The sequence below is a fragment of the Streptomyces cyslabdanicus genome (assembly GCF_052663305.1).
Genome location: NZ_JBQRUW010000002.1, coordinates 224,650 through 245,636, shown reverse-complemented (window position 1 = coordinate 245,636; position 20,987 = coordinate 224,650). Strand labels below are relative to the sequence as shown.

Annotated in this window: 21 protein-coding genes; 14 read left to right on the top strand and 7 right to left on the bottom strand. The window is 73.0% G+C overall.

Features of this window, described 5'->3' with window-relative positions; translation table 11 throughout:
• Positions 1-42 precede the first annotated feature (42 nt).
• The 6 genes from ACTYVM_RS01705 (at position 43) to ACTYVM_RS01680 (ending at position 5,237) form a co-directional block, all read left to right on the top strand.
• Positions 43-840, top strand: coding sequence for a metallophosphoesterase family protein (locus tag ACTYVM_RS01705; protein ID WP_445524166.1), 798 nt, complete (start codon positions 43-45; stop codon positions 838-840).
• A gap of 145 nt (positions 841-985) precedes the next feature.
• On the top strand, positions 986-1,429 hold the full coding sequence (locus tag ACTYVM_RS01700) for an SRPBCC family protein (RefSeq protein WP_400025818.1): 444 nt from the start codon (positions 986-988) through the stop codon (positions 1,427-1,429).
• A gap of 126 nt (positions 1,430-1,555) precedes the next feature.
• Positions 1,556-2,725, top strand: coding sequence for an ArsA family ATPase (locus ACTYVM_RS01695; RefSeq protein WP_445524165.1), 1,170 nt, complete (start codon positions 1,556-1,558; stop codon positions 2,723-2,725).
• Between the two features lie 57 nt (positions 2,726-2,782).
• On the top strand, positions 2,783-3,334 hold the full coding sequence (locus ACTYVM_RS01690) for a DUF5304 domain-containing protein (RefSeq protein ID WP_445524164.1): 552 nt from the start codon (positions 2,783-2,785) through the stop codon (positions 3,332-3,334).
• 102 nt (positions 3,335-3,436) lie between these two features.
• On the top strand, positions 3,437-4,390 hold the full coding sequence (locus tag ACTYVM_RS01685) for an ROK family glucokinase (protein WP_400025822.1): 954 nt from the start codon (positions 3,437-3,439) through the stop codon (positions 4,388-4,390).
• Between the two features lie 88 nt (positions 4,391-4,478).
• A complete protein-coding gene (locus tag ACTYVM_RS01680; protein ID WP_445524163.1) occupies positions 4,479-5,237 on the top strand; it encodes an endonuclease/exonuclease/phosphatase family protein in 759 nt (252 codons plus the stop codon).
• 86 nt (positions 5,238-5,323) lie between these two features.
• Here the strand turns inward: ACTYVM_RS01680 and ACTYVM_RS01675 are convergent, their stop codons facing one another.
• Positions 5,324-5,977 (bottom strand): hypothetical protein, encoded by a 654-nt coding sequence (locus ACTYVM_RS01675; RefSeq protein WP_445524255.1) that lies wholly within the window; start codon positions 5,975-5,977, stop codon positions 5,324-5,326.
• A 145-nt stretch (positions 5,978-6,122) separates the two neighbouring features.
• Complete coding sequence (locus ACTYVM_RS01670) at positions 6,123-6,902, bottom strand: alpha/beta hydrolase (RefSeq protein WP_445524162.1); 780 nt, start codon at positions 6,900-6,902, stop codon at positions 6,123-6,125.
• Positions 6,903-7,048: 146 nt separating this feature from the next.
• Here ACTYVM_RS01670 and ACTYVM_RS01665 point away from each other — a divergent pair, with 146 nt between their 5' ends.
• The 4 genes from ACTYVM_RS01665 to ACTYVM_RS01650 all read left to right on the top strand — a co-directional run bounded on the left by ACTYVM_RS01665 (position 7,049) and on the right by ACTYVM_RS01650 (position 11,090).
• Positions 7,049-7,888, top strand: coding sequence for a lysophospholipid acyltransferase family protein (locus ACTYVM_RS01665; protein ID WP_445524254.1), 840 nt, complete (start codon positions 7,049-7,051; stop codon positions 7,886-7,888).
• Positions 7,889-7,921: 33 nt separating this feature from the next.
• Entirely contained in the window at positions 7,922-9,223 is a 1,302-nt protein-coding gene (gene macS, locus ACTYVM_RS01660; protein ID WP_445524161.1) for a MacS family sensor histidine kinase, read from the top strand.
• Positions 9,220-9,897, top strand: coding sequence for a response regulator (locus tag ACTYVM_RS01655; RefSeq protein WP_445524160.1), 678 nt, complete (start codon positions 9,220-9,222; stop codon positions 9,895-9,897). Before macS ends, ACTYVM_RS01655 begins: the two co-directional genes overlap by 4 nt.
• Before the next feature lie 164 nt (positions 9,898-10,061).
• Complete coding sequence (locus ACTYVM_RS01650; RefSeq protein WP_445524159.1) at positions 10,062-11,090, top strand: 6-phosphofructokinase; 1,029 nt, start codon at positions 10,062-10,064, stop codon at positions 11,088-11,090.
• Positions 11,091-11,174: 84 nt separating this feature from the next.
• Here the strand turns inward: ACTYVM_RS01650 and ACTYVM_RS01645 are convergent, their stop codons facing one another.
• On the bottom strand, positions 11,175-13,151 hold the full coding sequence (locus tag ACTYVM_RS01645; RefSeq protein WP_445524158.1) for an anthranilate synthase family protein: 1,977 nt from the start codon (positions 13,149-13,151) through the stop codon (positions 11,175-11,177).
• 120 nt (positions 13,152-13,271) lie between these two features.
• Entirely contained in the window at positions 13,272-13,334 is a 63-nt protein-coding gene (locus ACTYVM_RS01640) for a trp operon leader peptide (RefSeq protein ID WP_358864531.1), read from the bottom strand.
• 127 nt (positions 13,335-13,461) lie between these two features.
• Between ACTYVM_RS01640 and ACTYVM_RS01635 the strand changes: the two genes are divergently transcribed.
• The 3 genes from ACTYVM_RS01635 (at position 13,462) to ACTYVM_RS01625 (ending at position 16,645) form a co-directional block, all read left to right on the top strand.
• Complete coding sequence (locus ACTYVM_RS01635) at positions 13,462-14,763, top strand: glycoside hydrolase domain-containing protein (RefSeq protein ID WP_445524157.1); 1,302 nt, start codon at positions 13,462-13,464, stop codon at positions 14,761-14,763.
• 97 nt (positions 14,764-14,860) lie between these two features.
• Complete coding sequence (locus tag ACTYVM_RS01630) at positions 14,861-16,213, top strand: class II 3-deoxy-7-phosphoheptulonate synthase (RefSeq protein WP_445524156.1); 1,353 nt, start codon at positions 14,861-14,863, stop codon at positions 16,211-16,213.
• Between the two features lie 162 nt (positions 16,214-16,375).
• Positions 16,376-16,645, top strand: coding sequence for a (2Fe-2S)-binding protein (locus tag ACTYVM_RS01625; RefSeq protein ID WP_445524253.1), 270 nt, complete (start codon positions 16,376-16,378; stop codon positions 16,643-16,645).
• Between the two features lie 32 nt (positions 16,646-16,677).
• Here ACTYVM_RS01625 and bfr read toward each other — a convergent pair whose 3' ends face one another.
• The gene (bfr, locus tag ACTYVM_RS01620; RefSeq protein ID WP_445524155.1) at positions 16,678-17,196 is read right to left on the bottom strand and encodes a bacterioferritin; all 519 of its coding nucleotides are present in this window, start codon (positions 17,194-17,196) and stop codon (positions 16,678-16,680) included.
• A 154-nt stretch (positions 17,197-17,350) separates the two neighbouring features.
• On the opposite strand from bfr, the gene ACTYVM_RS01615 reads away from it, so the two are divergent.
• Positions 17,351-18,007: a sulfite oxidase-like oxidoreductase gene (locus ACTYVM_RS01615; protein ID WP_400025843.1), complete on the top strand. Its 657-nt coding sequence runs from the start codon at positions 17,351-17,353 to the stop codon at positions 18,005-18,007.
• A gap of 42 nt (positions 18,008-18,049) precedes the next feature.
• Here the strand turns inward: ACTYVM_RS01615 and ACTYVM_RS01610 are convergent, their stop codons facing one another.
• On the bottom strand, positions 18,050-18,940 hold the full coding sequence (locus ACTYVM_RS01610; protein WP_445524154.1) for a deoxyribonuclease IV: 891 nt from the start codon (positions 18,938-18,940) through the stop codon (positions 18,050-18,052).
• A gap of 48 nt (positions 18,941-18,988) precedes the next feature.
• Complete coding sequence (gene pknB, locus ACTYVM_RS01605) at positions 18,989-20,941, bottom strand: Stk1 family PASTA domain-containing Ser/Thr kinase (RefSeq protein WP_445524153.1); 1,953 nt, start codon at positions 20,939-20,941, stop codon at positions 18,989-18,991.
• Positions 20,942-20,987 lie beyond the last annotated feature (46 nt).

Below are 20,987 nucleotides of genomic sequence, written 5' to 3'. Positions count from 1 at the left end.
GCCACTGTTCACGTATGCCACGCCCGCCTACGCTTGATCGCCATGGCACCCACATCGGCCCGTCACGGCAGAACGCGCATCCATGTGGTCAGCGACGTGCACGGCAACGTGCGCGATCTGGCCCGGGCCGGAGAGGGCGCCGACGCCCTGGTGTGTCTCGGCGACCTGATCCTCTTCGTCGACTACGCCGACCACTCGCGCGGGATCTTCCCCGACCTGTTCGGCGTGGCGAACGCCGACCGCATCGTCGAGCTGCGCACCGCCCGCCGCTTCGCCGAGGCACGCGAGTTCGGCGCCCGGCTGTGGGCGGGTGTCGACGGCGACCGGGCCACGGTGATGGAGCGGGCGGTGCGCAAGCAGTACGCGGAACTCTTCGCCGCCTTCCCCACTCCGACGTACGCCACCTACGGGAACGTCGACATGCCGACGCTGTGGAAGGAGTACGCCCGCGAGGGCACCACCGTGCTCGACGGTGAGCGGGTGGAGATCGGTGGCCGTGTCTTCGGCTTCGTCGGCGGCGGCCTGCGCACCGCGATGGGCACCCCGTTCGAGATCGGCGACGAGGAGTACGCGGCGAAGATCGAGGCGGTCGGCGAGGTCGACGTGCTGTGCACGCACATCCCGCCCGAGGTGCCGGAACTCGTCTACGACACCGTCGCGCGCCGCTTCGAGCGGGGCAGCCGCGCCCTGCTGGAGGCCATCCGGCGCACCCGGCCCCGGTACGCCCTCTTCGGCCATGTCCACCAGCCGCTGGTGCGGCGGATGAGGATCGGCGCGACCGAATGCGTGAACGTGGGGCACTTCGCCGGGAGCGGCCGGCCCTGGGTGCTCGAATGGTGACCATTCCGGCCGATCGCCCAGGCGGGGGTGGAGTCCGGCGGCCGGGCGCGCGGTAGCCTTCACGCTGCACACACGTGCGCACGAGGAGCGCACCACCGGCCTCACCCGGCCGCACTACCGGCCCGCATCTGGAGGAGCCACGGCGATGGCGGAACACACCAGCTCGAGCATCACGATCGAGGCGCCACCGGCCGACGTCATGGCCGTGATCGCCGACTTCGCCCGCTACCCCGACTGGACCGGCGAGGTGAAGGAGGCCGAGGTCCTCAAGACGGACGAGCAGGGCCGTGCCCACCAGGTCCGCCTCGTCATGGACGCGGGCGCCATCAAGGACGACCAGACCCTCGCCTACACCTGGACCGGCGACCACGAGGTCTCCTGGACCCTGGTGAAGTCCCAGATGCTGCGCTCCCTGGACGGCTCCTACGTCCTCAAGCCCGCGGGCGTGCACGCCACCGAGGTGACCTACCTCCTCACCGTCGACGTCAAGATCCCCATGCTCGGCATGATCAAGCGCAAGGCCGAGAAGGTCATCATCGACCGGGCCCTCGCGGGCCTGAAGAAGCGCGTGGAGTCGGGCGAGAAGTAGGCCCGCGCGGCCCACGGCGGAACAGCAGGGGCCCACCCGGGGCCCGCCTGCCCGGGCGCCGGGTGCGAGGCCGAAGGGCGCGCCCGTGGGCGACCGAGCCGTCGAAGCCAGCTACCGTTCAACGTCATGCGCACCCTCCTGATCACGGGCCCGGGCGGCAGCGGCCGTACGACCGTCGCCGCCGCCACCGCACTGACCGCCGCCCGTGACGGCGTCCAGACCCTCGTGCTCAGCGCCGACCGCACGGACTCCCTCGGCGCGGCGCTCGGGGTGCCGACGGGTGCCGAGCCGGTGCCCGTCGTACCGGGGCTGACCGCCTGGCGCCCCGACGCGGCGACCGGCTTCCGGACCGACCTCGCCGCCTTCCAGGACCGCGCGGGCCAGGTGCTCGACCTGCTCGGGGCCACGCGTCTGGACCCCGAGGAGGTCACCCCGCTGCCGGGCGCCGAGGAACTCGCCCTGCTGCGCGCGCTGCGCGACGCGGCCCTGTCGGAGCGGTTCGAGCTGCTGGTCGTCGACCTGCCCCCGGCGCCGCAGGCGCTCGCCCTGCTCGCGCTGCCCGAGGAGCTGCGCCGCTATCTGCGCCGGCTGCTCCCGCCCGAGCGGCAGGCGGCCCGCGCCCTGCGGCCGGTGCTCGGCCGGCTCGCCGGCCTCCCCATGCCGGCCGAGTGGCTGTACGAGACGGCGGCACGCTGGGACGTCGAGCTGGCCGCCGTGGCCGCGGTGGTCGCCGACCGCGGCACCCGGGTACGCCTGGTCGCCGAGCCCGGCCCGGCCGGCGCCGACGCCGTCCGCGGCGCCGCCCTGGGCCTGGCCGTGCGCGGGCTGGCCGTGGAGTGCCTGGTCGCCGGCCGGGTCCTGCCGGAGACCGCGGCGGACTCCTGGCTGGCCGGCCCGGTCGCGCAGCAGCGCAAGACCCTCGACGAGTGGCGCGAGACGTACGCCGTCCACCCGGCCGCCCACCTGGGCCGGGACCCGCGCGGCCTGGACGACCTCGCCGCCCTCGCCGTGCCCGGCGTGAAACCGGCGACCGCCCCGGTCGAGTGGCCCGTGACCGACCGGCTCGCCGAGGACGGGGTCCTCGTGTGGAACATCCCCCTGCCCGGCGCCATACGGGAGGAGCTGGACCTCATCCGGCTCGGCGACGAACTCGCGGTGACCGCCGGGCCGTTCCGCCGCGTCGTACCGCTGCCCTCGGCGCTGCGCCGGTGCACCGTCGACGGGGCCGCCCTGCGCGACGGCGCGCTGCGGATCCGGTTCGCGCCGGACCCTGCGCTGTGGCCGCGCGAGAGATGAAGCGCCTACCCCCGTTCGGGTAACGTCGGAGGGACGAACCGTAGTCAGGAGTCCGCCATGAGCGAAGAGCGCACACCGTCCGACGCCCATCGCGACGACGCCGCTCAGGAGGAGCCCGGCGGCCGTGGGGACACCCCCCGTCCGGACGCCACGGACGCCGACGCCTGGTCCACGGCCTGCGCCGAGGACCTCGCGGCGGAGCAGGCCCGTCGCCGCGAGCAGTACGGCCCGCCGCCCGGCTCGGCCGCCGAGGAACTGCGCAGGTTCGTCGACACCGTCGCCGACAAGCTGTCGTCGATCCAGGCGCCGCTGCTCGGCGCGCTCGCCGGACCCGCGGCCGAACAGGTGGTGCGGCAGATGGTCCAGCAGGCCAAGGCGGCCGTCGAACCGGTCGTGGAGCGCAACCCCGAGGTCTTCGAGCACCTGGCGGCGGCCGGCGGTGAACTCCTCGCCGCGTACCGCTCGGCCGTCGAGGCCCAGGAGCGCCGCTGGACGTCGTCCCGCACGGGCGAGTCCGCGTGGGACGGACTGGACGACCCGGACGCCCACCCCGACGACCGCCGCGACCCCGGCGAGGGCAGCGGCGGCGAGCGCATCGACCTGGACTGACGGTCCGGACGACTTGCACCGACCGTCCCTGCGACGCGAATCCGACGGCAGGGCCTCGGGTACGGTTGGCCGTAGCGGGGCTCGACCGGAACTGAGGGATTCATGGGACTCACCATCGGCGTCGACATCGGCGGCACGAAGATCGCGGCCGGCGTGGTCGACGAGGAAGGCAACATCCTCTCGACCTTCAAGGTGCCGACCCCCGCCACGCCCGCGGCCATCGTGGACGCCATCGCCTCGGCGGTGGAGGGCGCACGCGCGGGGCACGAGATCGTCGGCGTGGGCATCGGCGCCGCCGGATACGTCAACCGGCAGCGCTCCACGGTCTACTTCGCGCCCAACATCGACTGGCGCAACGAGCCGCTGAAGGAGGAGGTCGAGGCGCGCGTCGCGCTGCCGGTCGTCGTGGAGAACGACGCCAACGCCGCGGCCTGGGGCGAGTACAAGTTCGGCGCCGGCAAGGGCCACCGCAACGTCATCTGCATCACGCTCGGCACCGGCCTCGGCGGCGGCATCGTCATCGGCAACAAGCTGCGCCGCGGCCACTTCGGCGTGGCCGCCGAGTTCGGCCACATCCGGATGGTCCCGGACGGCCTACTGTGCGGCTGCGGCTCGCAGGGCTGCTGGGAGCAGTACGCCTCCGGGCGCGCCCTGGTGAGGTACGCCAAGCAGCGCGCCAACGCCGCCCCCGAGAGCGCGGAGGTGCTGCTCGCCCTCGGCGACGGCACCCCCGAGGGCATCGAGGGCAAGCACATCTCCGTGGCCGCCCGCCAGGGCTGCCCGGTGGCCGTCGACTCCTACCGCGAGCTGGCTCGCTGGGTGGGCGCCGGCCTGGCCGACCTGGCCTCGCTCTTCGACCCGTCCGCGTTCATCGTCGGCGGCGGCCTCTCCGACGAGGGCGAGCTGGTCCTGGACCCGATCCGCAAGTCCTACAAGCGCTGGCTGGTCGGCGGCAACTGGCGCCCGGTCGCCGACGTCCTCGCCGCCCAGCTCGGCAACAAGGCCGGTCTGGTGGGCGCGGCTGACCTCGCCCGGGAGCCCGACCCGATCATGTAGCGCCGGTCGTACCGTGAGCGCGCCCACCGTCCCCGTCCGTCCGGGACCGGTGGGCGCCGCCGTACCGGCATCGAGTGGGCCGCGGCGTATGTTGATCGCCATGCTGCTGCCCAACTCCCGCACGGAACCCGACGGTTCCGCCGTCATCCGCGTCCTGAGCCACAACATCCGTTCGATGCGGGACGACACCGAGGCGCTGGCCCGGGTGATCCGGGCCTGCGCGCCCGATCTCGTGCTCCTCCAGGAGGCGCCGCGCTTCTTCCGCTGGCGCAAGAAGCTGGCCCGGCTCGCCGCGGCCTCGGACCTGGTGGTCCTCACCGGGGGTGCGACGGCCGCGGGCCCGGCGGTGCTCTGCTCGCTCAGGGCCACCGTGGAGCGCACCGAGGACGTCCTGCTGCCGCTCACCCCCGGGCTGCACCGGCGGGGCCTCGCCACGGCGGTCGTCCGGTTCGGGGGCGCCCGGCTGGGCGTCGTCAGCTGCCACCTCTCGCTCGACGCGGCCGAACGGTACGAGCAGGCCGGCGCGCTCCTGGACCGGCTGGCCGGGATGGGCGTGGCGCACGCGGTGGCGGGCGGCGACCTCAACGAGGGGCCGGAGGGGCCGGCGTTCCGGCGGCTGGCCGACCTGCTCCAGGACGGCTGGGCCACCGCCCCCTGGGGAGCGGAGGACACCTGGACGTCCGGCGATCCGCACCGGCGCATCGACGCGGTCTTCGCCACCCGCGGTGTCGAGGTCCTCGGCTGCGGGGTGCCCCCCGGCCGGTACGGGGTGACGGAGACGGACCTGAGGGCGGCCACGGACCACCTGCCGGTGCTGGCCGCCCTCAGAGTGCCGGCGCTTCCCTAGGACCGGGGGTCGGGGCCGGTCGCGCGCGGTCGGTCGCGGGGTCGGTCGCGGGACCCGGGGGCCGGTGGTGCGGTCGGTCCCGCGGGTCAGACCACCGCCCCGCGGCCCGGGTTGTCGTCGTCATCGTCGTCCGGCTTCATCCGCATCACCAGCGTTGCGAAGCCACCCAGGAAGCCGCCGATGCCGAGCGTGGCGAGCCACCACGTCATGTCCCAGCCGAACAGGACGGCCAGCAGGAGCAGGACGGGCCCGCCTATCACCGCGAGCCAGGCGAACTTCGAGGTCGGGTCGGCGGAGGGCAACGGGGGCGGCTCCGGCGGGACGAAGTGGCCCTCGTCGCCCTCGTCGAAGTCGTCCTCGGAGGGTTCGGCGAGCGAGTAGTCGCGCGGCCCCGCACCGGGACGGCCGACACCGGGTGCGAAGGAGACCGAGCCGCCGAGCCGCCCGGCCGGGCCCTTCTCGCTCTCGCCTGCCTCGCCGTCCCGGCTGTCCTTGTCGCCCTTGTCGCCCCTGTCGCCCTTGGCGTCCTCGGCCTTCCTGTCCTTCCTGTCCTTCCCGTCCGTCCTCTCCTTCCACGGCTTCTCGTCGGGCGCCCCGGGGTCCGGCGGCAGCGCCAGGTCCTCGATCGGCCGGAACGGCCTCGAACCCGGCGGGTCCGGCGGCTCCTGCCCGTACCCGGCGACGATCGCCGCCCAGGCGGCCTCCTCGTCGAAGGCGACGCCTTCCTTCCCGGCGGGCACGCCGGGCTCGGCGCGCTGCTCGGCCGGTCCGGCGGGTTCGGCGGGTTCGGCCGGCTCGACGGGCCCTGCGGGCCCGGCGGGCGTGACCGGTTCGGCCGGCTCCACCGGCTCACCGCCGTCGCGGTTCTCGCGGTCGGAGTCGTGCTCAGCCACCTGCTGTCGTCCCTTCCTTGCCGACACTGGGTGCGAGCCGGCCGACGAAGGCGTAGCTCTCCTCGAAGATCCGGTCCGCGTCGTGGTCCAACGTCGCGACGTGGTAGCTGTGTTCCAGCAGGACCTCCGTGACGTCCGTGGAGGAGACCCGGCCGAGGATCCGGGCCGAGTCGACCGGCGGCACCACATGGTCCTGCGGGCTGCGCAGGAGCAGCAGCGGCTGGGTGACCTGCGGCAGCTCGCCGTCGAGCATCCGGAAGAAGGTCCTGAGCGAGTGCGCGGCGTGCAGCGGCACCCGGTCGTACCCCAGCTCGGCGGCGCCCTCCAGCGCGATGTCGCTCGCGATGCCCTTCGTGGTCCGTACGACATGGCGGGCCACCGGCAGGGCGTACGCCGACAGACCGTGCACCTTGTTGGCCGGGTTGACGACCACGACGCCCGTGACCGCGTCCCCGTGCCGGGCGGCCAGCCGCAGCGCCAGCGCGCCGCCCATGGACAGTCCGGCCACGAACACCCGCGCGCAGGAATCGCGCAGGACCCGCAGCTCGCGGTCCACCTCCGCGTACCAGTCGGGCCAGCCGGTGAGCTGCATGTCCTCCCAGCGTGTGCCGTGCCCGGGCAGCAGGGGGAGCGAGACGGTCAGGCCGCGCTCGGCGAGGTACCGCCCCCAGGGGCGCAGCGACTGGGGGGAACCGGTGAAGCCGTGGCAGAGGAGGACGCCGACCTCGCCGCCCTCGTGGCGGTACGGCTCGGCTCCGGGGAGCACCGGCACGTTGCTCTCCTGTGGTCGTCGATTGCAGGTACTTCACCGTACGCGACCGTACTGACACCGACCAGGGCCATCGGCCCCCCAGGCGGTACCCGGCGGTATCGTCTGACCGACACACACAGGAAGGCACTCGGTTGTTCTACGGCACGATGAAGGTCGCCATCGGGGGGCCGCTCAAGCTCGCCTTCCGGCCCTGGGTGGAGGGACTGGAGAACATCCCGGCCGAGGGCCCCGCCATACTGGCGAGCAATCACCTGTCCTTCTCGGACTCCTTCTTCCTGCCGGTGATGCTCCACCGCAAGGTCACCTTCATCGCGAAGGCCGAGTACTTCACCACGCCCGGGGTGAAGGGCCGGATGACCGCCGCGTTCTTCAAGGGCGTGGGCCAGCTCCCGGTGGACCGCTCCGGGACGCGCGGCGCGGGCGAGGCCGCGGTGAAGAGCGGCATAGAGGTGCTGGAGCGCGGCGAGCTGTTCGGCATCTACCCGGAGGGCACCCGCTCGCCCGACGGGCGGCTCTACCGCGGCAAGCCGGGCGGCCTGGCCCGCGTGGCGCTGGCCACCGGGGCGCCCGTCATCCCGGTCGCCATGATCGACACCGAGAAGATCCAGCCTCCCGGGAAGGTCGTCCCCAAGCTGATGCGCCCGGGCATACGCATCGGCAAGCCGCTGGACTTCAGCCGCTACCAGGGCCTCGCGCACGACCGTTTCGTGCTGCGGGCGGTGACGGACGAGGTCATGTACGAGATCATGAAGCTCTCCGGCCAGGAGTACGTCGACATCTACGCGACCGCGGCCAAACGGCAGATCGCGGAGGCGGCCAAGGCCGGCAGGGAAGCGGAGAAGACGGCGGGGCGGGCGGCCGACAAGGCCCAGAAGGCCGTACGGGCCGCGCTCGGGCGGGGCGAGAGGGAACAGGTCCCGACGCGACAGGACGGGACGGAAGCGGCCGAGACGCAACAGGCCCAGAGGGAGAGTCAGGCGGAGTAGGGCGAACCGCCGAGGGGGGACATGCGGGGGGACATGCCGAAGCGGCAACGCGTGATGAGGATGTCGGTCGAGCAGCCGCTGTGGCGCGCGCTCGCCGGATACCGGGTGCTGACCATGCTCTACGCGGTCGGCCTGTTCGCCACCGGCTACGACCGGTTCCCGCGCCCCGGCGTCGCCATCGCCTACTACTGCGTGCTGTCCGGGTGGACCCTGGCCACCCTGCCCAGGGTCGCGAACGCCGTGAGCTGCACCAGGCGCTTCCTGGCCGCCGACCTCACCCTGGCGCTGGCCGGCATCCTCCTCACCCCCGTCGCCGACGCGCCGGCGCGGATCGCGGACGGCGGCCCGACCCTGCCGTCGATCTGGACCGCCGGCTCCGTCCTCGCCTTCGCCGTCAAGGGCGGCTGGCGCTGGGCCGCCTTCGCCTCCACCGCCGTCGCCGCCGCCAACCTGGTCGAGCGCGGCGCCGCGACCCGCGACACCGTCCACAACGTGATCCTGGTCTGGGTCGCCTCCATCGCCATCGGCTACGTCGTCGAGGTCGCCCGCGCCTCCGAGCGCACCCTCGCCCGCGCGCTGGAGATCGAGGCGGCCACCCGGGAACGGGAGCGCCTGGCCCGGGACATCCACGACGGCGTGCTCCAGGTGCTGGCCATGGTGCAGCGGCGCGGCGCGGTCATCGGGGGCGAGGCCGCCGAACTGGGCCGGCTGGCGGGCGAGCAGGAGGTGGCGCTGCGCACCCTGGTCTCCGGCGGGCCGGCCTCGGTCCCCCGGGCGCCGAGGGACGCCCTTGCGGATCCGGCCGGGGACACCGCGCGGGGCGCGGCCGTCGGGACCCTCGACGAGGGCACGGACGACGACGCCGACGCGCCCGTCGACCTGCGCGCGCTGCTCACCCCGTACGCCGGTGCCCGGGTCAGCCTCGCCGAACCGGGCGCCCCGGTGCCGCTGCCGGCCGCCGCCGCCCGCGAGGTGGCCGCCGCCGTCGGAGCCGCGCTGGACAACGTCCGCCGGCACGCGGGCGAGGGCGCGCGGGCGTGGATCCTGGTCGAGGACGAGCCGGAGTCGGTGATCGTGACCGTGCGGGACGACGGTCCCGGCATCCCGCAGGGGCGGCTCGCCCAGGCCGAGGACGAGGGCCGGCTCGGTGTGGCCCTGTCGATCCGGGGCCGGCTGCGCGACATCGGCGGCAGCGCCGAACTGGTCTCGGTGCCCGGCCAGGGCACGGAGGTCGAACTGCACGTACCCAGGAACACGCAGACCACGAACGGCAGCGGGCACACGGGAAGCGCGAAGGGCGCGCCGTGGACGCGGGGGAAGGCGGAGAGCCGATGAGCGCGGAACAGGACCCGATCAGAGTGATGGTGGTCGACGACCATCCGATGTGGCGCGACGCCGTGGCCCGCGACCTGACCGAGTCCGGCTTCGAGGTGGTCGCCACCGCGGGCGACGGCGCGCAGGCGGTGCGCCGCGCCCGGGCCGCCGCGCCCGACGTGCTCGTGCTCGACCTGAACCTGCCCGCGAAGCCGGGGGTCCAGGTCTGCAAGGAACTCGTCGGCGCCGACCCGGCGTTGCGCGTGCTGGTGCTGTCCGCGAGCGGTGAGCACGCCGATGTGCTGGAGGCCGTGAAGTCGGGTGCCACGGGCTACCTGCTGAAGTCCGCCTCGACCCAGGAGCTGCTGGACGCGGTGCGCCGCACGGCCGTGGGCGACCCGGTGTTCACACCGGGCCTGGCCGGCCTGGTGCTTGGCGAGTACCGGCGGCTGGCCGCCGAGCCCACGCCCGTCGCGGACGCCGGTGAGCCGAGGGCGCCCCGGCTCACCGACCGCGAGACCGAGGTGCTGCGCCTGGTCGCCAAGGGCCTGAGTTACAAGCAGATCGCCGAGCGCCTGGTGATCTCCCACCGCACGGTCCAGAACCACGTCCAGAACACCCTGGGCAAGCTCCAGTTGCACAACCGGGTGGAGCTGGTGCGGTACGCCATCGAACGCGGGCTCGACGGCGAGTAGGGGCGGGTAAACCCGCATCCGCGCGGACACCACCCTTTCGAGTGGATTCGCCGTGATCAACTACCCGACAATTCAGTGGAATTGGCTCGCCGCCCCATGCCGAAGTGACGTGGGTCACCATTAGCGTGACCTTCACCAGGCAACCGCGGCGAAGGGACTTTTCCATGCGGGTCGGAGTACTGACCGGAGGCGGCGACTGCCCCGGGCTCAACGCCGTCATCCGGGGCATCGTCCGCAAGGGCGTGCAGGAGTACGGCTATGACTTCGTCGGCTTCCGGGACGGCTGGCGGGGCCCCCTCGAGAACGACGCCGTCCGTCTCGACATCCCCGCGGTGCGCGGCATCCTGCCCCGCGGCGGCACCATCCTCGGCTCCTCGCGGACCAACCCCCTCAAACAGGAGGACGGCATCCGGCGGATCAAGGACAATCTCGCCAAGCAGGAGGTCGAGGCGCTCGTCGCGATCGGCGGCGAGGACACCCTCGGCGTGGCCGCGCGGATGAGCGACGAGTACGGCGTGCCCTGCGTGGGCGTGCCCAAGACCATCGACAACGACCTGTCGGCCACCGACTACACCTTCGGCTTCGACACCGCGGTCGGCATCGCCACCGATGCGATCGACCGGCTGCACACCACCGCCGAGTCCCATATGCGGGTGCTGGTCTGCGAGGTGATGGGCCGTCACGCGGGCTGGATCGCCCTGCACTCCGGCCTCGCCGGCGGCGCGAACGTCATCCTCATCCCCGAGCAGCGCTTCGACGTCGACCAGGTGTGCGCCTGGATCACCTCCCGTTTCAAGGCGTCGTACGCCCCGATCGTCGTCGTCGCCGAGGGTGCCATGCCCAAGGACGGCGACGTGGTCCTGAAGGACTCCTCGCTCGACTCCTTCGGGCACGTGCGGCTGTCCGGGGTCGGCGAGTGGCTGGCCAAGGAGATCGAGGCACGCACCGGGAAGGAGGCGCGGACCACCGTCCTCGGGCACATCCAGCGCGGCGGCACGCCCAGCGCCTTCGACCGCTGGCTGGCCACCCGGTTCGGGCTGCACGCCATCGAGTGCGTCCGGGACGGCGACTTCGGCAAGATGGTCGCGCTGCGCGGCACCGACATCGTCCGCGTCCCGATCGCGGAGGCCACCGCGAAGCTGAAGACGGTCGACCCGCAGCTGTACGAGGAGGTCGGGGTCTTCTTCGGCTGACCCGCCACCGGCCTCTGCGCCCACAGACCGCACCGAGGGTGCCGCCGACCTGACCGGCGGCGCCCTCGGTGCGCGCGTCGCCGGCTACGGGACGCGCCGCGGCTCACCGTGCGTGCCGGCGCCGCGCAGCTGACCGGCCAGCAGCGCGCAGACGATCGCCCGGCCGTTCAGCGTCAGCACGGACTCGGGGTGGAACTGCACCGAAGCGAACCGGTCGGAGCGCAGCGCGTGCACCTCACCGGACGCGCTCCGGCTGACCTCGATCCCGTGCGCGGACAGCTCGGCGTGCGCCTCGTCGTCGCAGTGCGCCACGTAGCTGTTGTAGAAGCCCACGGTCTCGGCCTGCCCGAACAGGTCGATCCCGGTCTGGGCGCCCTGGTGGGGTACCTCCTTGCGGACGATGTCCAGGCCGAGTTCGGCCGCGATCAGCTCGTGTCCGAGGCAGACCCCGAGCACGCCGTGCCGGTGCGCGGCGAGCACGTCGGCCGTCAGCGCGCGCAGCAGCCGCATCTTCGGGTCGTCCGCGTCGCACGGGTCGCCGGGGCCGGGGCCCAGGACGACCGGCCCCTCGTGCGCGAGGACGGCCGCGCGCAGCCCGGGCTCGTCGTAGCGGCGCACGGTGACGGTCAGCCCCGACGACCGCAGCATGTGGGAGAGCATCGCGGTGAAGGTGTCCTCGCCGTCCACGACCAGGGTGTGTCCGGTGAGTCCCGCCGGGTCCGCCGCGGCCTGCGACTGCGCCCGGCCGGTCGGGACCGCGCCCTGCATCCGCAGCCAGAACGGCGCGAGAAGGGCGCGCCGCCCGTCCAGGGCCGCGCGCACCCGCGGGTCGTCGGCGAGCCGGGGCCGTGAGCGCTCCGCGCGCGGCCGGGCGGGCCGTACGCCGAGCGCCGCCAGTACGCCCGCCGCCTTCGCATGGGTCTCGGCGACCTCGCCCGCCGGGTCCGAGCCGCGGACGAGGGTGGCGCCGACCGGTACGCGCAGCCGGCCGCGGGCGTCGATGTCGGCGGTGCGGATGAGGATGGGGGAGTCCAGGGTCTGGGCGCCGCCCACGTCGCGGCCGAGCAGGGCCAGCGCGCCCGCGTAGTAGCCGCGGCCCCCGGCCTCGTGCCGCTCGATGACCCGGCAGGCGTTCTGCACCGGCGACCCGGTGACGGTCGCGGCGAACATGGTCTCCTTGAGCACCTCGCGCACGTCCAGGGAGGACCGGCCGCGCAGCTCGTACTCGGTGTGCGCCAGGTGCGCCATCTCCTTCAGCCGCGGGCCGACGACCACCCCGCCCATGTCGCCGACGGTGCACATCATCTTGAGCTCCTCGTCGACGACCATCGACAGCTCCTCGATCTCCTTGCCGTCGGCGAGGAAGCCGAGCAGGTGCTCGGGCGTCGGCCCCTCGGCGGGGTAGCGGTACGTCCCGCTGATCGGGTTCATCACGACCGTCCCGCCGGACATGCGCACGTGCACCTCGGGGCTGGCGCCGACCAGCGTCCGCCCACCCGTCTCCCACCCCCGCCCTTCCAAGGAAGGCCCTTCGGGCCCCTTCTGATCTCCGGTGTGCACGACGAACGTCCAGTACGCCCCCCGCTCGCCCTCGAGCAGCCGCCGGAACAGCGCCAGCGCGTCGGCCCGCCCGAAGCCCGGGACCTCCCCCTCGTACGTCCGTCGGATCACGAAGTTCGCGCCCTCGCCCGTGCCGATCTCCTCGCGCAGCACCCGCCCGACGGTCTCCGCGTACTCCTCGTCGCCCACGTCGAAGCCGCCGCCCTCGACGCGCACCTGGTGCGCGGGGAGCTGCGCCAGGGCCTCGGCGAGCGGGACCGTGCCCGTCTCCTCGGGCGTGAGCACCAGCAGTGGGGTGCCGTCGTCGCGGACGTCGAAGCCGCGTTCGCGGATCTGCCGGAACGGTACGAGGGCCAGGCCCTCGTCGGGCAGGTCGGCCAGCCGGTCGTGACGGGTCACCGGGCCGAGCAGCACCTCGACCAGGTCGTGGTCGTGCCCCGGCGTACGGCGGCGCAGCAGGGCGAAGGGGCGGGGGTCGTGCAGCAGCCGTGCCAGATCCATGGGTTCCTCTTCCGTCGATGCCGGTCGATGCCGGTCGATGTGGGTGAGGAACGGCCAAGGCGCCGGAAACGCCGAAGGCCGCCCCTCGGGCGGCCTTCGCGAAGTGTGGGATACGCGCAGTCAGCGGGCCGCCGGAGAAGCGGTCCACCACCAGTTCTGGTTCTGGGTCGAGTGCGCGAACATGCCCGGCACCCTACCGCATCGGTCCACCGGGCGTCCCCGACCGGCCCGTGACGGGCCCCGGCCGCGCTGCCGCGCGTGCGTCCGTACGCAGCACAGGCCGGTTTCCGGCGGCCTCGCGGAGTGGAAAGTGGGTCCGCGTCGACCAGCTGCCGCCCCCGCCCCGGCGTTCGCCGCACGCCCGAGCCCGACCGAGGAGTACGCCATTTCCACGCCACGACCACCCCACCCGGCAGGGCACCGCCGCCTGAGGCGGGCGCTGACCGCCCTGAGCGCCTGCGCGGTGCTCGCCGCCGGTGTCACGGGCGCCGCCCGGCCGTCGGCCGACGATGCCACCAAGACCGTCACCTACCGCGGTCACACCTTCACCGTCCCGGCCGGCTGGCCCGTCGTCGACCTCGACCAGGAGCCGACCGCCTGCGTCCGCTTCGACCGGCACGCCGTCTACCTGGGCACCCCCGGCGAGCTGCAGGACTGCCCGGCCCGCGCCGTCGGACGCACCGAGGCCCTGTGGGTGCAGCCCGCGGTGGCGACGAAGGCCTCGGTGACCGAGGAGCCCACGGCCCGCGTCTACCGGGCGACCGCCACCAACGAGGGAATCTCCGTGACGGCCCCGTACGGCGAGGACCGTGCGGAGATCCAGCGGGTGCTGCGCAGCGCCGGACTGCCCGTCGCCGCCGCCCGCGCCCGTGAACCCGCCCGGGAACCGACCACGCGCGCCGTGCCCGCCGACGCGACCGCGTACCAGGGCAGGGGCTTCGACGCCTGCACCGCCCCGAGCCAGACGGCCATGAACGCCTGGAGGGCCGGCTCGCCCTACCGGGCCGTCGGCGTCTACATCGGCGGCGTCAACCGCGCCTGCGCCCAGGCGAAGCTGACCGCCGAGTGGGTGCAGACGCAGTACGCGAACGGGTGGCGCTTCTTCCCGCTCTACGTCGGCCCGCAGCCCGCCTCCGGCGCCGGCAGCTGCCAGAACTCCTGCGCGTCGATCAACGATCCGGCATCGCAGGGCAAGGGGGCCGCGGAGGACGCCGTCGCCCAGGCGGCGGCGCTCGGCTTCGCCAAGGGGTCGGTGCTCTACAACGACGTGGAGCAGTACACGCCGGGCGGCACCCTCACCACGCGCGTTCTCGGCTACCTGGAGGCCTGGACCGAGCGGCTGCACGAACTGGGCTACCGGTCCGGCGCGTACGGCAGCGTCTCGTCCCTGGTCGCCGACCTGGTCGCCCACGCCGGGAAGGTCACCCTGCCCGACGTGATCCACTTCGCGCACTGGAACGACGAGAACACCACCGCCCACACCGCCGTCCCGGCCCATCTGTGGGCCGGCCACCAGCGCATCCACCAGTACGCGGGGAACAAGACCGAGACCTACGGGTCGGTGACCATCAACATCGACCGCGACCAGCTGGACGTGGGCACCGGAGCTTGAGCAACCAGGGCAAAGGGGGTACCGCGACCGGGCGCCGTCCGTCTCATTGGCTGAACGGAGAAGGGGGTCCGCCGGGCGACCCCGTAATCTTGGTGGGGTGACCGTGAACGCTAAGACCAGCGCGAGCGCTGGCAACACCTGGCGAGACCTGCCCGCGGCGCAGCAGCCCGAGTACCCCGACCCCGAGGCTCTGCGCGCAGTGATCGCGGACCTCGAGTCGTATCCGCCGCTCGTCTTCGCGGGCGAGTGCGACCAGCTGCGCGCCCGGATGGCGGCAGTCGCCAGGGGAGAGGCGTTCCTCCTCCAGGGCGGCGACTGCGCCGAGGCGTTCGACGCGGTGTCCGCCGACCAGATCCGCAACAAGCTCAAGACCCTGCTCCAGATGGGCGCCGTGCTGACGTACGCCGCCTCGGTGCCGGTGGTCAAGGTCGGCCGGATCGCCGGCCAGTACTCCAAGCCGCGCTCCAAGCCGACCGAGACCCGCGACGGCGTGACCCTGCCGACCTACCGCGGCGACTCCGTCAACGGCTTCGAGTTCACCGAGGCCGCCCGCGTCCCGGACCCCGAGCGCCTGAAGCGGATGTACCACACGTCCGCCTCCACGCTGAACCTGGTGCGCGCCTTCACCACCGGCGGCTACGCCGACCTGCGCCAGGTGCACGCCTGGAACCAGGACTTCGTGCGGTCCTCCCCGTCCGGCCAGCGCTACGAGCAGCTCGCGCGCGAGATCGACAACGCGCTGAACTTCATGCGGGCCTGCGGCACGGACCCGGAGGAGTTCAAGACCGTCGAGTTCTTCTCCTCGCACGAGGCGCTGCTGCTCGACTACGAGTCGGCGCTGACCCGCGTCGACTCGCGCACCGGGCGGCTGTACGACGTCTCCGGGCACATGGTGTGGATCGGCGAGCGCACCCGGCAGCTGGACCACGCGCACATCGAGTTCGCGTCGAGGATCCGCAACCCGATCGGCATCAAGCTGGGCCCGACGACCACGCCCGAGGAGGCGCTGCGGTACATCGACCGCCTCGACCCCGAGCGGGAGCCGGGCCGGCTGACGTTCATCGTCCGCATGGGCGCCGACAAGATCCGCGACCGGCTCCCGGAGCTGGTGGAGAAGGTCACGGCCTCGGGCGCGGTGGTGGCCTGGGTGACCGACCCGATGCACGGCAACACCTTCGAGGCGGCCTCCGGCCACAAGACCCGGCGCTTCGACGACGTGCTCGACGAGGTCAAGGGCTTCTTCGAGGTGCACAAGGGGCTCGGCACGCACCCCGGCGGCATCCATGTGGAGCTGACCGGTGACGACGTCACCGAGTGCGTCGGCGGCGGCGACGAGATCTTCGTCGACGACCTGCACCAGCGCTACGAGACGGCCTGCGATCCGCGGCTGAACCGCAGCCAGTCCCTGGACCTGGCGTTCCTGGTCGCGGAGATGTACCGGGACCAGTGAGGCGCCCGCCCCTCGCGGGAGCGTGAAGTGGGGCGCGGATCACACGGGATCCGCGCCCCTCTCCCTTTCCCGGAGTTCCCGTCGTGAGTTAGGTTAGGTTTGCCTCACCGATAAGGAGTCGGGGTGGCGCCACTGAACCGATCCCGGCGGGAGGTGAACCGCGTGTACGTGTGCAGTTGCTTCGGCATCACCGAGCAGCAGGTCAAGCAGCATGCGGACAACGGCGCCTGCACGCCCCGCAGGATCGCCTCCGCCTGCAAGGCGGGCACCGACTGCGGCGGCTGCGTACGCCGTATCCAGGCGCTGCTCGGCCGGGGCGCCTGCCCGCGCCGGGAGCTGGTCGACCAGGGTGGCCCGGCGCTCGCGCCGCTCACCGGCGGGGCGTCGGGAGCGCCTCCGAAGGAGCTGACGGAGCTGGGCGACGCCGCCTAGGGTCACCTGGGCGCGACCGCCGGCGGTCCGCCTCAGGGGCTGGAGAAGCCGTGCGTTCCGGGGCCCGACGGGTCCGGCTGGCTCTGTTCGACGATGGTCGAGATGTAGAGCGCCTCACCCAGCTTGTCGACCAGTTCCAGCTGGGTGTCCAGGTAGTCGATGTGATGCTCCTCGTCGGCGAGGATCGCCTCGAAGATGTTCGCCGACGTGATGTCGTCCTTGTCGCGCATCAGATCCACGCCCCGGCGCAGCCGGTCGATGGCCTCGACCTCGATCTGCCGGTCGGCCCGGAACATCTCCGTCACCGTCTGCCCGACCTGGACGTGGAAGAGGCGCTGGTAGTTCGGCAGGCCGTCAAGGAGCAGGATCCGGTCGGTCAGGAGTTCCGCGTGCCGCATCTCGTCGAACGACTCGTCGCGGGTGTACTTGGCGAGCTTCGTCCAGCCCTTGTGGTCCTGGATCTTGGAGTGCAGGAAGTACTGGTTGATCGCGGTGAGCTCGGCGGTCAGCTGCTCGTTGAGCAGTTCGATCACCTCGGGGTCGCCTTGCATGGCGGCGGTGCTCCTTCCGGACGTCTCTGGGCGGATCTCGCGCATGATTGCACCGGCACACACAGCCGTCCAGTAAGTGCATACTTAGTGCGAGTTGTCCGAATCGCCCCCGGGTTGGTCATGTGCACCCCCTCCGGTCTGTCAGGATGGAGGCATGGGTCAGCCGGTGGAACGCGCGTCAGGGAACGCGTCTGGAGCAGTGCCGAGGGGAGCGGCGCAGCCGGAACTTCCGCCGGGGCAGCGGCTCCAGCGCGGCTGGCCGGTCACGCACTACGGGCCGGTGCCCAAGTTCCGGCCCGAGCGCTGGGACTTCCGGGTCTTCGGCGCCACCGCCGACGGCGAGAAGCACTGCTGGACCCACGAGGAGTTCACGGCCCTGCCGTACACCACCGTGGTGGCCGACCTGCACTGCGTCACGAAGTACAGCATGGTCGGCGCCGAGTGGGGCGGCATCCCCGCGCGCACCGTCCTGGACATCGCTCCGCCCGCGGCGAACGTCACCCATGTGATGGTGTGGGCGGAGTACGGGTTCAGCTCCAACCTGCGCCTGTCCGACTTCACCTCGGAGCGCACCCTCTTCGCCACCCACAAGGACGGCGAACTGCTTACCGCCGAGCACGGCTTCCCGCTCCGCCTGATCGTCCCCCACCTGTACGCCTGGAAGGGCCCCAAGTGGGTCCGCGGCGTGGAGTACATGACCGCCGACCGCCGCGGCTTCTGGGAGGAGCGCGGCTACCACAACCTCGGCGACCCCTGGAAGGAACAGCGCTACTCCTACCAGGAGGAACCGGGGGACGGACCGGAACTCTGACGCCCCCACCGGGGGCCGTCCCGGCGCCTTTTCACCGCCTTCTCACGCGTCCCTGAGCCGCTTCAGGCGCTCCACGTCCGCCGTGTGGCCCGCCTTGCCGCCCGGGGTCTCGATGACCAGCGGGACGCCCTCGGTGGCGGGGTGGGTCATCAGGGCGCGGAAGGGGTCCTCGCCGATGTGGCCGGCGCCGATGTTCTCGTGCCGGTCCTTGTGCGCGCCGGCCACGTCCTTGGAGTCGTTGGCGTGGATCAGCCGCAGCCGGCCCTCGCCGACCGTCTGCACCAGCAGGTCCAGCGTCTGGCGCATGCCGTCCGGGCCGGTCAGGTCGTGCCCCGCGGCGAAGATGTGGCAGGTGTCCAGGCACACGCCCAGCCTCGGATGGGCGTCCAGCGCGTCGAAGTACGGCCCGAAGTCCCAGGTGCGCGAGCACAGCGAGGCACCCTGGCCCGCGGTGGACTCCAGGAGCAGGTACGGGTCGTCGTCGTGGGTGAGCTCGTCGAGCAGCGGCAGCATGTGCTCCCGCACCTGCTTCAGCGCGACGGACCGGTCCCGGCCGCCGGTGGCGCTCCCGGTGTGCACGACGACGCCCAGCGCGCCGATCTCCCGGCCGCGCCGCAGCGAGTGCCGCAGCGACTCCACCGACCGCTGAACGGTCGCCTCGGTGTGGGAGCCGAAGTTGATCAGATACGGGGCGTGGACGTACGCCGGGACCGACTGCTCGGCGCAGGCAGCGCGGAACTGCTCGTCCTGCCGCGGGTTGCCCGCGGGCGTGGCCCAGCCGCGTGGATTGGCGACGAAGACCTGCACGGTCTCGGCCCCGAGGTCACGGGCGTAGGACAGGCCCACGGAGTGCAGCCCGCCGGCGACGGGCACATGGCCGCCGATCGGGTTGCGGGACGGGCCGGGGAGGGGACGGGACCGCTGACTGCTCACCCGTCCAGGGTGTCATGTGCCCGGCGGTCACCGGCCGCCGGGCCGATGTCACCGGATGGTGATCGTTATCGTCGAGCCCTTCGGCGCCCGGTCGCCGCCCCGCACCGACTGCTTCTTGACGGTGTCGCCGAACAGGCCGAGCAGCCCGCGGTCCTCCCGCACCTGGAAACCGGCCTTCTGGAGCGTGTTCTTCGCGTCGTCGACGCTGTTGCCCGTCACGTCCGGCACCTCGACCATCTCCGGGCCCTTGGACAGCGTCAGCGTGACCGTGTCACCCTCGGCCGCCTGGCTGTCGCCCGCCGGGCTCTGCCGGGCGACCTCGCCCTTGTCGAAGTCGGAGGTGACCTGCTCGGTGGAGACCCGCACCTTCAGGCCGGCGTCCTGGAGGTCGGACCGCGCCTCGTCCAGGTCCTCGCCGGTGACGTCCGGCACGTTCACCGCGCGGCCCTTGCTGACGGTGAGCGCGATCGCCGAGCCGGCGCGCCGCTCGGTGCCCGCCTCGGGGTCCGTGCCGATCACGACGTCGCGGGGGACGTCGTCGCTGAACTCCCGGCTCACCATGCCCGGTTCCAGGCCCTCCTTCTTCAGCAGGGTCCGCGCCTCGCCCAGCCGGTGGCCCTTCAGATCGGGCACGTTCACGGTCTCGGGCCCGTCGGAGACCGTGAGCGTCACGGAGCCGTTACTGCGGATCCGGGCGCCCGCCTGCGGATCGGTGCTGATGACCGTGCCGCGCCGGACCGTGTCGCTGTAGGCGTGCTCGACCCGGTCGACGCCGAGACCGGCCGCCTTGAGCCGCTCCCTGGCCTGTGCCTCCGTCTTCGCCAGCAGCGGCGGGACCTTGGTGAACTGGCCGGAGTTGATGTACCACACCCCGCCGCCGACCCCGAGGGCCAGCAGGACCGCGGCGACCACCACGAGCAGCGTCCGACGGGGTGGCCCGGGGCGCCGCGCACCGGCGGGCCCCGGTGGGGGCGGGGGCGCCTGAAGCCGGCTGGTGCGGTTGAGGGCGGCCTCGGACCGCGCCCCGTCCTCACCGGCCTCACCGTCCCTGCCGGGGATCCGCGTCGTCAGCGCGCGCGGGATGACGCTCGTACGGTCCTCTGCGTTGTCGTGTTCCGCGGTGAGGGCCCGCGGCGGCAGCGCGTCCAGCTGGTCCGGGCCGAGCGCGGACCGCGCCTCGCGGACCCGCGCGAGCAGCGCGACCGCGTCGTGCGGCCGGATGTCCGGGGTGCGCGCGGTGGCCTCCGCGACCAGTTCGTCCAGTTCCAGGGACAGTCCCGGCACGGCGGCCGACGGGGCCGGCACGTCCTCGTGGAGGTGCTGGTACAGCACCTGGGCGGGGGACTCCCCCTGGTGCGGCTTGCCGCCGGTCAGCATCTCGTACAGCACGACCCCGCACGCGTACACGTCGACCCGGGGGTCGGCGGTGCCGCGCTCGATCTGCTCCGGGGCCAGGTAGGAGACGGTGCCGAGGACGGCACCGCTGGTGTTCGTCACCGTGTCCACGGACCGCACAAGGCCGAAGTCGGCGACCTTGACCCGGCCGTCGTCCCCTATCAGGACGTTCTCCGGCTTCATGTCGCGGTGCACGAACCCGGCCCGGTGCGCGGCCCCCAGCGCGGCGAGCACCGGCTCCAGGATGTCCAGCGCCGCGCGGGGCTGGAGCGCCCCGCGCTCGCGCAGCACGTCGCGCAGGGTGCAGCCGGCCACGTACTCCATGGCGAGGTAGACGTACGACCCGTCCGTGCCCTGGTCGAAGACCTGCACGACGTTCGGGTGGGCCAGCCGCGCGACCGACTTGGCCTCTCGGATGAACCGCTCCACGAACGAGCCGTCGGCCGCGAGCGCGGGGTGCATCACCTTGAGCGCGAGGACCCGGTCCAGGCGGGTGTCCAGGGCCCGGTAGACCGTGGCCATCCCACCGACGGCGATCCGCGCGTCGACGCGATAGCGGCCGTCGAGCACCTGCCCGACGAGGGGGTCCTGAAGGGTCGTATCCACGCAGGCGAGTCTACGAGCCGTCACGGACACCCACGGGTCGCGGACG